This window comes from Patescibacteria group bacterium, from assembly GCA_034520665.1.
Classification (GTDB): Bacteria; Patescibacteriota; Patescibacteriia; order JAXHNJ01; family JAXHNJ01; genus JAXHNJ01.
Window position 1 is genome coordinate 204,652 of record JAXHNJ010000002.1, and the last position, 14,475, is coordinate 219,126.

Genomic DNA, 14,475 nt, shown 5'->3' on the forward strand with positions numbered 1-14,475 from the left:
CTAGCCTACGGTTTTTATTAATTCATCTTCAATTCCCTCCATAAGCTTTCTTTCTTTTTTATTTTTGTGTTTATAGCCTAATAAATGTAATAATCCGTGAATGGTTAACTTTTTCAATCTGTCTTCCAGTTTTTCATCAATTTTATCAGCTTCTTCTTTAGCTTTCCTAGGACAGATAAATATTTCTCCTAATACATTATTTTTCAAAGGAATTTCAAAAAAAGTATTTTTATTTTTTTTCTCAGAAAAATGAAAGGTTAGAACACTGGTAGCTTTATCCTTTTTACGATAAGTTTTATTAAGTTCTTTAATTTTTTTCTTATCAACTAAAACTAGGGAGATCTGTTTTTTTATTTTTTTATCAAGTTTTTTAAGAGATTTCTCTATAACTTTTTCAAAAAAATCTTTTTTATAAGAAGTTTCAATTAAAGCCGTAAAATTAACTGGCATTAGTATTTTGATTCTGATTGCTGTTTGTAGTTGAAGAAAGTAATTTGAAGCTCTGATACATCATTTCAAAAGTAGTTTGATAATTTACTGCCGATAAATTACCGACATTATAATTTATTAGATATATTTTATCTTCTTTTCCCAAATAAACAGTGGTTTTATCTGGTGTTAATATTCCACTAAGTCCATTGACCACTATTTCTTCAAGTTGAGAAGTCTCTATATTGGGATTAAGAGAAAGATACCACTGCTCTGCTGAAAGCCGGGATGTATTTTCTTCAACTGTTACCTGCACGTATTCAACCGTGGAAATATCCGGCGAAAACATAATATTTTTTTCACCAGTGCTGGCACTCATCTGGGTAGCTGTCCATTTGCTGGGGTAAAGCAAGCTCCATTTGTAAGTATCATTAGTGTATTGCTCCGTAGAATCTGAAGTTGACAATTTTTTATCTTTAACCGTAGGATCATAACCTAAGTAGAGCTCACCCACAATATCTCCGGAAGATAATGTATTTTTACCGTCAATATAACCATCACCATCAGTGTCAGGGGTATTTTTACCAGTATTCCAAAGATTCTCCTCTACGTCTGTTAGTCCATCTCCGTCATCGTCATTAGTAGAAGATAAAGGGATGGTGCTGGTATTAGTATTAGTACTAGTATTAGTATTAACATTATTATTGCCGTTGAGATTGGCATTAGAATTAATATTAGTATTATTATTTATATTAGCATTTGAATTACCGTTTAAATTTAAGCTACCTTCATCTTTAAGCAATTTAAAGGATTTAATAGATTCTTCAAAAATATCTTCATATTTTGAAATTTCATCTTCTGTTGAATACATAATACTTACTTGAGTATTTTGATAGACTATAAAAGCCATAAGTCCTTTAATTTCTGTTTGATTTAGGGTACCGCCACCTAATACAATTAAAGATTCTCTTCCGTCTATTGTGGTCTCTTCGGAAGTTTCAACACTAAAGGTACTACCCTTTTCACTGCTTAAAAATTCATCTTTCATACTTTCAGCATCCAAAACAGATTCACTCTTATCTTCAATGGTAACCGTGCCCAAAGTAATTTCATCAAGAGCGGAAGGAGTAAAAGAAATAGTATTATTATTCATAGTATTCGCCTCCCAATTTGATGGATATTTTATTGAAAAAACCGAATTAGGGTCACCATATTCTTTTAAAGTAATACTTACATTCGCATTTAAATTACTGTTTGAATTAGAATTAAGATTATCACTACTATTAGAATTATTAACCACTACATTTTTATTATCCTCCGGTGAAGAAAGTTTCTGAAAAAGATAAGCAGCCCCGACAGCTATACCGGCAAAGAGAAAAACAGAGACAACAATAATTATTATTTTTTTCTTTTTACTGCTTCCACCCTTTTTTGAAGTATCACGAAATTTTTTGGGCATAGTATAAACATCTTTAGAGTTTTCTGGTGAACTTGCTTCTTTTTCCTGGTTCGCTTCAGAAGACTCCTCTATTGAAGGAGGGGTGGGTCTGCTTTGATTATCATTTTGATTTTTATTATCAAACATATTATTTTTATATTAATTTCTTAATTTATGATTGGTTATTATTAATATTTTCAATAGCTGAATTTGTATTAAATAATTGGCCTTCACCATTAGGGTTGTAGTTTTTATCCACCTCTTCCCCGTCAGAAAAACCGTCACCATCAGTATCTTTATTTTTTGGATCAGTTTTATATATATATACTTCTTCATAATCACTGAGGCCGTCCGAGTCTGTATCCGCTTTTTTTATATCAGTGCCCAGTTCTTTTTCTTTATCATTAGAAAGTCCGTCCCGATCATCATCATCAGTTTCTTCTTTAATTATAATTGTCTGGTTGGTTAAAGACGGTCTAAAAGACGGTCTATTAGTGTTTAAATTTACTTCCTTATCATTAACAGCCGTTGTATTCTCATTCAAGTTTTCTGCTTCTGATCCACTGAAATATAAATACAAGCCAGCTGATAAACCCAAAACTATTATTAATGTCACTATTATTATAAGTAATTTTTTTCGGCCTGTAAAAGAAGACTGGGCTATATCCTCTTCAGAGGGTTCATTAGAATTAATTTGATCCATATTATTATAAAATTAATTTTTTATTTTAAGGGCTGGAAACCCAATAATCAAAACTATCACAAGAAGCTGAGGAAATACTGTCACATATATCAAATTCACTGGTACTAGCATCCCAATAAGTGTTATCTGTCTCAAGATTAACATATAAATTATAATTTACCCCGTGATCAGTTTGATAGGCATAAATAGAAGAACCGGAGCTGCAAAGAAATTCTTTATTCTCTTCATCCCAGCAGGTATTAGGCGGAAAACTAGGACAAATAGCTTCATTTAAAGGATCAACTGGTAAACTCTTGCCTAAAGCATTACCTAAACTAGCCTGCCAGGAAGGCCATATAGAAGTGCTCATATTAGAAATATAACTGCCGGATTCTAACATAGGATAGGGTGCTTCAATTTCTTCTATTTTAAAATCATCAACCCAAGCCACATCATTACTCTCCACAACACCTCTATGTCGGGCTATAAATCTGATTGAACGATCAGCTTTATTGGCATAAACAATATTAGTTATTTTTGTCCAATCATTATCACCATAAATATAATCCGTATGACTGTTTAGATCACAACCTGTCCAGTCAAAGCTATGAATACTGGTTATTAAACATTCCGAATGAATTTCAAATCCTAAATCACCCGTATCATCGTTATCATCTGTATCATCGTGATCATCTGTTTTTACCCAAGCTGTAAGTTTATAGGTTTTACCATAAGTAACCGGAACATCCTGAAGAACATAACGGCGACTAGCCGCAAGATCCGACGAATCGTAGGTACCACCCTTTAATTCCACAGAATTATTTCCTGTATGGGCTTGGCTGGAATCAACATTAACCTCTGACGAAAAAGAACCAGGTGTTTCCCAAACTTGTTCATCAGTGGAACTCACAATAGTATAAACATCTTCAAATCCAGGGCTATTAACAAGATTTGTTTCAGAAGAACTTGGCTGATTAGCCCGATAATCTTCAAGATAACCAGTGATAGTCCTTAAATCAGCAATTCTTTTTAAATCCCTGATAATCTTTTCTTTTTCCCCAGCCGTAGTAATATTTGTATTAAAAGTCCAATAGTCAATTAACTGATCATATATATTTTTTATTTTTGAATCAGCCCCTTTATTATAGGAAATTAGATATATATTTGAATAAAGTGTACCACTGTCATAATTTGTAGCTCCAACATACACCGTTCTTCCGTCACGCACGGCCCGGTAACCGTCTACTGTAGTAGACTGGGGAGAGCCTTGATCTTTTATATTTTGTTTATACCATTCTTGCGGAGTCAGCGCCTCCGGGTTAGCATAAATACGAATACCAATGCCATCATCAGTTACTTCACAAGTGCCGCTTGTACAATTTAAAGGACTGCTAGGGTCCTTCGAACATCTTTGATGGCCTTCAGAACAACGGCCTGATTCTTTGAATAAATATTGTTTTAAAACGTCGCCGGATTCTCCTCTGACTACGCTCATATCTAAATCCGGTAAAATATTACTGGAAAATTGACATTTTTGTCCGACATAATCACTGCAACATTCTTCATCAGTCGGACAAGAAGTTTGATAATCCAAAGTGCAAACTGTATTAGTGGTTCCCTCACAAACGCCATAATCACCCCGGCAATAAAATAATTTAAAATTATAATCATTACTACAACCGTCCGCGTTAATATCACAGTTACTAGCTGCTTCTTCAAATTCCCAGGGCATATCACAAAAAATTACTTCAATTTCAGCACTGGCTTTTTTACTGCCAGTCCAGCCCGTACCAGCTTGGGCTTCACTTCTAAGCCAGGTCTGGCCATTTTTTACTGGACTAGCTGTTTGAATAGGGTTAGCCGTACAAATACCGTCCGGACAATCATCATTATTAACACAACTATCACCGTCATAAGTACCACCATTACATTTAAGATCATTGTTTACAGTAGCAATATCTTTATTATCCATAGACCAATGCCAAGCCCAATCATAAACCCCTAATATTGATTGAATAGAATTGTCATTATCATCATAAGCTGAAGCAGTAAAATCTCGGGTTTCAGTTTTACTGGTAAACATATGATGAGAAGGATTTAAATCAATATAATCAATTTCACAAGGATCATTAGTATCAGCCGTGGTAAAACTAAAACTATCAGCTACCATAGAAACGCCCTTAGTATTTTCAATATCATTAGTAAGATTAACAGTATAAGTAGTACTGCCCTTTAATAAGTCATTAAGATTTATTCTCACCCTGTCATCATAAGAGCTAATAGTATATGAAGCCACTCCGCCCGTTAATGTAATATTTGAATCATTCAAAGTGCTTTGATCCATATTCTGATCAAAATTTACTTCAATTAAATTATTTAAACAAACATTTGGCTCTCCGTCAGTTGGAATGGTACTACTAACTGATGGCCGGTCATAACAACAGCCGTCATCACCACAGCCCTGGCCAACCGGACAATCACCGTCATTATTACAAATATCACAAGAAGGGGGTCTAACTGTAAAAGGCCAGGTGTTACTGGCAACTCCGTCATTAAAAAGCTGTATATTTCCGGTTTCCGCGCCTAAAGGCACGGTTGTTTCCACCATTGTATCATTAGCCCAGGAAACATAATTTGTAACATCTACCCCATCATGAAAAGTAACTCGGTCTTCGTCAATTGGTAGGGCGTCTCTAGAACTGCCAAAATTTTTACCCTTTATTTCTACATCGGTAATATTTTCCTTGCCTAGGTTGGGATTAAGAGCGCAAATACCCGGCCTAACCGTGGAATTCACCTCAAAATAACCATCCGTAAGTACATAAGGAGCCGTGGTAAAATCACTGCTTTCAATACTATAGCTATACCCGCTGGCTAGATCTCCGCCTCTTACGCGAAAAGGATGATCTCCAGAGTCAGCATCATCGCTAAGATCAGCCGTTTTGCTGTTAGGCACTTCCCTTAATATAAGATAATTTTTCCAAGTATCTCCGCAAATACTTTCATTAGGTTTAAGAGCCTCCTTGTCAGTCTGAAAAATTACTTTGCTTAAACTAGAGTCATAATTGCCAAACCAACAGCCGGCTATACTGACCCAGGTGCCAATAGCCCCGTCCTTGGGCGAAAAATCATTAATCACTGGAGAGCAGTGGTTATTAATACAAGTGCTGCCTGGACAGGATATTTCTGTTCCGTCTTCAGTTATTAGATTTTCACAGTCTTCATCAGTCACACAAATAGTGGGATCATTAATAATGGTAAATTTTTCTTTTCTACTAACTGCAGAAGCTGTAACAGTTACTTCTGGCTCATCGCTTGGGTAATAAGGTGGAGGTGGGGTAATATAATGGGCTGTAAATGTTTGTTTTGGGTCAGTACGACCATCACTATTCTTATCATAATTAGTAAAAGTTCCATAGGGATCGTCAATCGGCGGACTAACCATAGGATTCTTTCTATGACTAACTTTCCAGGCCCAATCATAAGAATTGGCAATAAGCATTTGACCAGTAGCCGGGTTACATTCATCCGGAGAACCGTAAGCAAAAGCCTCATAATCTTCTGTATTGCCCACGGTAATCGTAGGATCTTTAGGAGTTAGATCAGCAGAAGCAATAGAACAGGCTGTTGGGTCATCTTTAGTCTTAAAGGTCCAGGAAAAACTGTCATCTGTACCGTCTTCGTCAGCGTCATAATTAATATTGGCTAAAGGCTCACTATCACTATCACTTACTATATTATTATTTAATATTACCCGGTAATAGGTGTCCGGATTTAAATAACTATCCGGGGTTAGAATGGCTTTTTTTTCCGAGGTATTATAGGTAGGGGTAATACTTACTGGACCATCCAAAGTAGTGCTGTCACAAGCCGCCGCATCATGCTCTTCTAAAGTTATATTCGTATTATTAATAGTAGAACTATCCATAGCAATATTAAAGTTTGTTTCCGGCACTGTGTTAATACAAGCAGTGCCACAATCAGGCCAGTAATTAGTGACAATAGGCACCCCTGGCGGCAGCTCACAAATATTAAAATCAATACTATTAGAGCTGCCAGTATCATTAGTCACATATACATTACCGTCAGTAGTTTCATCAGCTGGCGGCTTGGGAGGAACCTGGCTTTGAATCTTTGTGTCAGTCCAATCACCAGCGTTTATTGAATCAACATAAGGATATGAGGGGACAGCCTGAAATTCCACGTCTTTGGTGCTGGTACTAGCTCCGTCTTCAAAACGTATTCCTTCTAGAGTTAGATTTGAACTCGGATAACATGAACCACTAATAGAAAATAAACAAGGGCCATTGGCTAGATCATTAGTATTATAATAAAATTCAACTCCTTTAGAAGTTAGAGTGCCATAAGTGGCATCATCATAAGTAAGATCAACAGTTACTTCAGGCCGGTCTCCACTAGAAAATGTAGCCGGTGAAGTAGTCACTATATGATTTTCTCCGGAAGCTTCCAAGGATGCTGAAGTAGTGTCAAAATTAACCGCTGTGGGATTAGCAATCAAGCCAGTAGTTTTCTTTAAACACTGGCCATGGATGGTGATACATTCACCCGGTCCACCTTTATTTGGGTCTAAACCAGTGATAAAAGGACCGCAGGTGCAATCTTCAGGAGCCGTAACATCAAAATCCCATAATGGTATACCTTCTAAGAATCCGCCACTAGAATCAATAACTCGGTCTGTTCTAACTGTTATTGAATAATTTGTACCTGGAGTAAGCGGTGTGGCCGGAGTTAACTCAAAAACCTTGAAATGATTACTGCTTGGAGCTCCCGGATCCGTAATCTCTAAAGTGCCAAAACCAGAAGGAGCGGTCCTAGTATAAGGCGGACTAATAGTATCAGCCGCCGGCATAATAACTTGATTACCATTTACAGTAAAGCTAACTTCATTAAAATACATGCTGGTATTAAAAGTAACTATTATCTTTGTATCCGGACAAACATTTGAACCAGTCGGATACCAACTATTAAAACCAGCTACTTTATCATTAGTTTGAAATTCCAAAACTGGCATGGAAACCATAACATTACCACACAAATCCTCAACATCTTGCACTGTTACTCGATACCAGGTAAAAGGCTCAAGATTATTTGGGGCTATTAGGGAAAGATGAAAACCGTTGCTTTTTTCTGAAATTTCTAAGAAATTAGCGTCAATATAAGTATCCGCATCAGTGTCTAATTTATCATCAAATTGGGGAGTACCGCCTTGACTATCTATTTTCTGTAATTGTATATTATTGGAATTAGGTTGAGGTGGATTAACTGAATCAATAACTGTGCTGGCATCTATATTCTCAGAAAAATTAATATCAATAATCGGCTCACGATTAACATTTGTATCAGGATACCCAGTATCTCCAGTATGTATCGGATAGGTAGTAGTTACTTCCGGTGGAGTGGTATCCATTATATTATTAGTTCTAAAACTGCAAACAACTCGATTATTAGGAGCATCTGCATTGCAGTTAACTGTCGGTCCGATAAAAGCACTGCCAGCAATATCTAAAGATAAGGTATCTTTATCATTAATTGTTTCCGGTAAATAAAGATTATAATCTGTATCAGCCTTAAAAACCATCAAATCACAAGTGTCACTAGCACCACCGCATTCACCGTCATCCATACAGCTTTGAGTGTTGTCGTTTGAGCAAACTTTTGGGTGCTTAAAAGTAATACTTTTACCAGAAGTGATCCAGGTACCTTCTTTTACTACACCTAAATCGTCTTCAATATATAAAGTACCGCTTGATACAGCGCCATCAACTGTTGTTTTTTCCACGTTATTATTAAATATTGGCTGAATACGGCTGCACATATAGACTTCACTGCCATCATTAGAAGTTTGCACTTCATTAAGATGAAAAGATTGGCCAGCAAAAGTACACCCGGGTATGGTAAGATCAAAATCATAACCATCCCCACTAGCATTACATATAAGACAACCATCAGAAGGATGAGGAGTCCCTGTAGTACAACTGATACCACCACCACCTGAAGAATTAGTAACAAAGCCCTCAACAAACAGAACAATAGCCCAGGATAAGAGTATAATCACGATGCCAATAACTGTGTTGACAATTACTTTCTTAGCTTTGGCGATCTTTTCTTCGTTGCCTTTTGAAGTCATCCAAAGAATACCGCCATAGATTAAAAAAGAAACCGCTACTAAGCTGACAATGCCTAATACCCACTTAATAATATTAATAACAATCTCCTTCAAATTCATTGAACTCAAACCAATGGTGCCACCTATCTCCCCAATACTATATGAAGTCTGAGCTAAGGTTTGGTTATGTAAAATAAAAAACCCTCCCATCGCCAGAATGGTGATTATTAAAAATAATATTTTTTGTTTTCTGTTAAAAAAGCCCATGGGGCAAGGCTAAATTATTTATTTTCTTTATTTTTTGAGTCTTCAGTTTCTTGTTGACTCTTTTTTTCTAATTCTTCTTTTAATATTTTACTGACTAAATTGCCGTCAGCTTGGTTTTTTACTTTTTTCATGATTATACCCATAACTTTTCCGAAATCTTTAGGCGTCTTAGCATCGGCTTCTTCAATCATTTCACAAATTATATCACGCAGTTCTTCTTCGGAAAGCTTATCCGGTAAGTACTCTTCTAAAACTGCTAATTGTTCTTTTTCTTTAGCAGCCAAATCTTCTCTTTTACCTTTTTTAAAGGCCTCTGAAGAGTCTTTATGTTTTTTTGATACTTTCATGACTACATCCAAAACTTTATTATCATCAAAATCCTCTCTTTTGGCAATTTCCTCATTTTTTACTTCAGCTTTAAGCAAACGAAGGGTTTCTACAGCCACTTCGTTTTTTCCTTTAAAAGCCTTCTTATAATCAGCTTCCAATCTTTCTTTTAGGGTCATTTATTCTTATTCTTTTGATTAATCTCTTTTTTTAGCATTCGTACCACTTTTTTGGGGTCTTTAACATTATCGAGCTTTCCTGTTTTACTTAATTGTTCCTTAGTTTCCCGCATTTCTTTTTTTCGCAAAGCATTTTCTTTAACTTGTCTTTTATTCTCATTGCCTTGGTAAAAACGGTTCTTTTTAGCCTTCAAAAGCCGTCCGCTTTGCTGTAATTTCTTAGAAAAACGCCTAATTAAGCCTTCCACAGACTCGCTATCCTTTTTCTTGACTTCAACCAAGTTATTAACACCTCCTTCTAAAATAAGGTAATTTTTTTAATTAAATAATATGTTTATAATATAACACTTTATCGGGTAATAGGTCAAATTTAAAATTCCTGTCTTTTTCCGCCTAAAAGATGTATATGTAAATGATTTATTTCCTGGCCAGCATCCAGGCCGTTATTTATAACCAAGCGGTATCCACTTTTATCAACATTCATTTTTTTAGCCATTTTCTTAGCTGTTAAAAAAAGCTTATCTCCTAAACTGCCTTCTTTTTCTGAAAAATCATTAATATTTTTTAAATGCTCTTTTGGTAGAATCAAAAGATGGACTGGAGCTTTTGGGTTAATGTCATGAAAAACAATAACCTCTTCATCTTGATATTCTATTTTTGAAGGCATTTCTCCGGCAATAATTTTACAAAATAAACAATCATTCATTTTTTTCTTTTTTAATAGTATTAGCTTTATTTTTTTCTAATCTTTTTACCACTTCCTCATAAATTTTATCATAATCAACCATTTCCTGAATGCCGTTTTCCATATCACGAATAAGAACTGTATCATCCATAATTTCTTTTTGACCGATAATAAGAGTAAATTTAACCTTCTTTTTATCAGCTACTTCCAGCTGAGCTTTAAGTCCGGTTTTGGAAAGACTCTCCGCTACTTTTAAGCCTTTTTTTCGTAAAAATTCAAAAAGCTTAAGGCATTTTCTTCTGGCCTTTTTGCCTAATTGAGCCACAAAAACATCAATTTCTTTTTTTTGTGGCGGTTTAATTTTATTTTCCTTTAATTCAATAATCAGTCTTTCAATGCCGCAAGCAAAGCCAATAGCCGGAGTCTGCCGGCCACCTAAAGACTCAACTAAATTATTATAACGTCCCCCTCCGCCCAAAGCGGCCCTATTTCCTTTTTCTTCATCCTGGCTCCAAATTTCAAAAGTAGTGCCAGTATAATAATCCAAACCTCTCACTAAGTGCGGGTTTAGGGCGTAAGAAATTTCTAAATCATCCAGATATTCCAAAACCTGCATAAAATGATTTTTACAATCCTCACAAAGATGGTCAACAATTTGAGGAGCTTCTTTGGCAATTTCCTGACATTCCTTTTCCTTACAATCTAAAAGACGCAAAGGATTTCTGTTTAAACGTTTGCGGCAACTTTCACACATAGCACTCCGCCGCGGCCGAAAATAATCCTTTAATTTTCTTACATATTCATCCCGACATTCTGGGCAGCCAATACTATTAACCTGAATAGTAATATCAAGCCCTAACTCCTTATAAATTGAGTGGGCTAATAATATTAATTGTGAATCTACTACCGGATGGATTTCTCCCAAGATTTCAAAGCCAAATTGCCAAAACTGGCGGTAACGCCCGGCTTGAGGCCTATCATGTCGAAAAAAAGGACCTAAATAATAAAGTTTAATCGGCTGGGGTCTGTTAATCATGCCGTGTTCAATATAAGCCCGGGCAATCGGAGCCGTGCCGTCTGGTCTTAGAGTAATTTTTTCCCTGTGGCTAGTAAAGGAATACATTTCTTTTTCGACAATATCAGTTTCTTCTCCGATTGAACGAATGAAAAGATCGGTTGCTTCCATAACTGGAGTATCGATACGTTTGAAACCATAAGTTTCTCCTATCTCTCTAATCGTATCTCTGACCCAGTGCCAATAAGGTTGATTTTCAGGCAAAATATCTTTCATGCCTCTTAATAATTTTAATTTTTTGTTGGAGTCATTTTTTTTGCTCATATTTTTTATAAATTATATTCGGGTGAAATAAAATACTTCATTTTATAAAATGGCCAAGCTCTTAGCCAAGCATAACCAACTATTTGATCTTTAATTATCGGGCCAATACTTCTTGAGTCAAGGCTGGAAGAACGATTATCTCCCAAGACATAATACTCGTTATTTTTTAGCCGGATAGTAATATTGCCTGAAGTTTTAGTATTTTTATCAAGATAATTTTCTTCTAAAATTTTTCCTTTGGAATCTGAATGGCTATAAACTTCCACTTTTCCTTCCTGAATGACAATTTTTTCACCGGGCAAACCAATAATTCTTTTAATAATATAACCGCCGGCTTTTTCTTTTTCATTTACCACCACCACATCCCCTCTTTCGGGCTGGGAAAAACGATAAGTTAATTCATTTATAATTAAATATTCATTATCATGAAAATTCGGTTCCATAGAGGCCCCGCGCACATAAAAAGGCTGGATTAAAAAATAACGAACCGGAATAATTATAGCTAAGGAAATAACCACTACCTTTAAAACTTCAAAAATAAAAGAAACAAAAGACTTGGTAAAAGAAGGCAGGAATTCTTCCTTTTTTTGCAACTTAGTCAAACGACGAAAACCCGGCTTAATTTTTACCTTATTTTCTTGGGCTTCTTTTTCCGCTAAATTTTCTTTGGGTTGTTCTTTTTTTGTTGAATTTTTTTTGGTATTTTTTTTATTCGGCATAAAAATTTATATTTCTTTAAAAAACCTGGTGGGCCTAATAGGAGTTAAATCCCTCGATGCTACGCGGGAAAGGTTCTATGACCCTTTTAACTCTTTTAGTTTACTCTACCCTAGTAAAATGACAAGTGAATATAAATGATATGGTGGACGATGAAGGACTTGTCACCCTACGGGTGATCCTCCGAAGGAGGAAACCAGAGACTTCTATCGCCCGCCTGCCAAAGCAGTCATGGTCGCACCTGGACTTGAACCAGGGACTTCTATCGTGTGAGGATAGCGCTCTTACTCCCGTCCCGCAAAGCGGGACGTGGATCCTCGAAGTTCTAGCGAAATCGAAGATTTCGATAACTTCGGGACAGCTGAGCCCCGTCTCCCGCAGGGAGACGGGATCCCGATTTCCGACAAAGTCGGAACATCGGGACTAATCGTTACATATTTTCTTAATTATTTTTGCGCTTTTCTTTTTTTTCAAAAATCTCTCTCTTTGATAAGCTGATTCTATATTAGGATATTTTTCTAATCTTACAAGAATGAAAGGCTGACGATGTTTTGTGGACTTGGATAATCCTTTATTATGTTCTGAAAAACGCTTATTAAAATTATTTGTTACCCCAATATAATACTTAAAATCTTTTTGGCTTTTTAATATATAAACATAATACATATTTTACTATGGGCGCGATAGGACTTGAACCTATGACCTTACGGATGTGAACCGTACACTCTGACCAGCTGAGCTACGCGCCCCTAGTTCATCCTGACGAACAGACATAAAAAGTTTATTCTAAAACAGCTGAGCCCCGTCTCCCGCAGGGAGACGGGATCCCGATTTCCGATAAAGTCGGAACATCGGGACTAATCATCCACGAAAACGGAAACTAAATACATTTTTAAATCAATCTTTTGGCTAAAATAAACCAAAGATAGGCAAATTATAGCATAAAAAAAGAGCTAAATCAAATAAAAATTTTGCTTATTATATTTACTTTATTATTTTTTGTCATTTTTTTTAATATACATCATCTTTTTATTATAACTGATAAGAATGGCATTAAAAATAGTAAGATACAAATTATTTTATAGCATTAAAACATAAGCGAAAGTTTATAAAGTTTTATTATTATTAACCTATAATATTACTTACAATTTATTCAGGCCGTTATATAACCACATGAAATCAAAAAAACAACATAATTCAATATAAAATACTTGATCATCAAGATTAACACTATTTGAGCTAGAAGTATAATAAATTATCGTTAAGATTTTCAGAAAATAATATAAAATTTTACTCCCAATTTTTATGAGTTATTATTTTATAAAAATTTAAATTACTATCCTTTTATAATTACTCTGTAATAAAAATTAATTTTATTTATTATATCATCAGAATTGTCAACACTACTATTTTTACCTACTGGTAAGAATTCAAAGTTAGCCACATATTTTCATAATTATGAGGGTCACTGTTTTAACTATTGCCTGGATTATATTTTTCTGGTGGTTTATTTTTTCTTTTGTCTTACGGCCGCCAAAAAGAAAATGTGTCTAACGGGAAAACCGAAGCTTAAGCACCAGCCAAAGGCTTTCCAGAATCATTTTAAAATAAAACTTGGACTTTCCTTTTTCTCTGTCTTTAAAAATTATCGGGATTTCTTTAATGCGAAAGCCTTTTTTAAAAACACGGTAATTCATTTCTATCTGGAAAGCATAATTTGAAGCGTGTATTTCATGAAAATTAATATTTTCTAAAACTTCTCGCCGGAAACATTTAAAACCACCGGTACAGTCAGAAATAGGCATACCTAGTATTAAGCGAGCGTAAATACTACCCAGCCGGCTGGTTAATCGGCGCAGCAAACCAATATCATTTTTGCCCCATTTTATAAAACGTGAGCCAATGACTAAATCGGCCTTTTTTATTTCTTTTAAAAAGTCAGGGATACGTTTAGGATTATGAGAAAAATCAGCGTCTATTTCAAAAACCGCGCTGGCTCCTTCATCCAAAGCAAACTTAAAGCCTTCCAAATAAGCGGTGCCTAAACCTAACTTGCCCAAACGATGAATAACATGGATTTTATTATTTTCTTTTTTCAATTTTTCAGCCAGCTTGCCGGTGCCATCCGGTGAATTGTCATCAACGACTATTATCTCTAAATCTTCTATTTCTAAAGTAAAAATTTCCTGAATTAATTTTTCTAAATTATCCCTTTCATTAAATGTGGGAATGATAACAGCTATATTCATAACTAATATTAATTATAAGTAATATTTATTATAGCA

11 protein-coding genes and 2 tRNA genes are annotated in these 14,475 nt (G+C 35.2%); all 13 read right to left on the reverse strand.

Going from position 1 to position 14,475, the window contains the following annotated elements; genetic code table 11:
- A complete protein-coding gene (gene ybeY, locus U5L76_03355; protein MDZ7798632.1) occupies positions 1-450 on the reverse strand; it encodes an rRNA maturation RNase YbeY in 450 nt (149 codons plus the stop codon).
- Positions 440-2,014, reverse strand: a complete 1,575-nt coding sequence (locus U5L76_03360; GenBank protein MDZ7798633.1) for a hypothetical protein — start codon at positions 2,012-2,014, stop codon at positions 440-442. Before U5L76_03360 ends, ybeY begins: the two co-directional genes overlap by 11 nt.
- 25 nt (positions 2,015-2,039) lie before the next feature.
- Positions 2,040-2,570 (reverse strand): hypothetical protein, encoded by a 531-nt coding sequence (locus U5L76_03365; GenBank protein MDZ7798634.1) that lies wholly within the window; start codon positions 2,568-2,570, stop codon positions 2,040-2,042.
- A 25-nt stretch (positions 2,571-2,595) separates the two neighbouring features.
- The gene (locus U5L76_03370) at positions 2,596-8,943 is read right to left on the reverse strand and encodes an Ig-like domain-containing protein (GenBank protein MDZ7798635.1); all 6,348 of its coding nucleotides are present in this window, start codon (positions 8,941-8,943) and stop codon (positions 2,596-2,598) included.
- 14 nt (positions 8,944-8,957) lie between these two features.
- Positions 8,958-9,449, reverse strand: a complete 492-nt coding sequence (locus U5L76_03375) for a GatB/YqeY domain-containing protein (GenBank protein ID MDZ7798636.1) — start codon at positions 9,447-9,449, stop codon at positions 8,958-8,960.
- On the reverse strand, positions 9,446-9,697 hold the full coding sequence (locus U5L76_03380) for a hypothetical protein (protein MDZ7798637.1): 252 nt from the start codon (positions 9,695-9,697) through the stop codon (positions 9,446-9,448). Before U5L76_03380 ends, U5L76_03375 begins: the two co-directional genes overlap by 4 nt.
- A 122-nt stretch (positions 9,698-9,819) precedes the next feature.
- Entirely contained in the window at positions 9,820-10,155 is a 336-nt protein-coding gene (locus tag U5L76_03385; protein MDZ7798638.1) for a histidine triad nucleotide-binding protein, read from the reverse strand.
- A complete protein-coding gene (gene hisS / locus U5L76_03390; protein ID MDZ7798639.1) occupies positions 10,148-11,473 on the reverse strand; it encodes a histidine--tRNA ligase in 1,326 nt (441 codons plus the stop codon). The genes U5L76_03385 and hisS overlap by 8 nt, the downstream gene beginning before the upstream one ends.
- Before the next feature lie 5 nt (positions 11,474-11,478).
- Positions 11,479-12,192: a signal peptidase I gene (gene lepB, locus U5L76_03395; protein ID MDZ7798640.1), complete on the reverse strand. Its 714-nt coding sequence runs from the start codon at positions 12,190-12,192 to the stop codon at positions 11,479-11,481.
- 230 nt (positions 12,193-12,422) lie between these two features.
- Positions 12,423-12,560: transfer RNA gene (locus U5L76_03400), tRNA-Val, on the reverse strand.
- A gap of 53 nt (positions 12,561-12,613) precedes the next feature.
- Positions 12,614-12,856 carry a GIY-YIG nuclease family protein gene (locus tag U5L76_03405; GenBank protein MDZ7798641.1) on the reverse strand — a complete coding sequence of 81 codons (243 nt, stop codon included), beginning with the start codon at positions 12,854-12,856 and terminating at the stop codon, positions 12,614-12,616.
- Positions 12,857-12,865: 9 nt separating this feature from the next.
- A tRNA-Val gene (locus U5L76_03410) sits at positions 12,866-12,939 on the reverse strand.
- Between the two features lie 801 nt (positions 12,940-13,740).
- Positions 13,741-14,439, reverse strand: coding sequence for a polyprenol monophosphomannose synthase (locus tag U5L76_03415; protein MDZ7798642.1), 699 nt, complete (start codon positions 14,437-14,439; stop codon positions 13,741-13,743).
- Between the last annotated feature and the right edge of the window lie 36 nt (positions 14,440-14,475).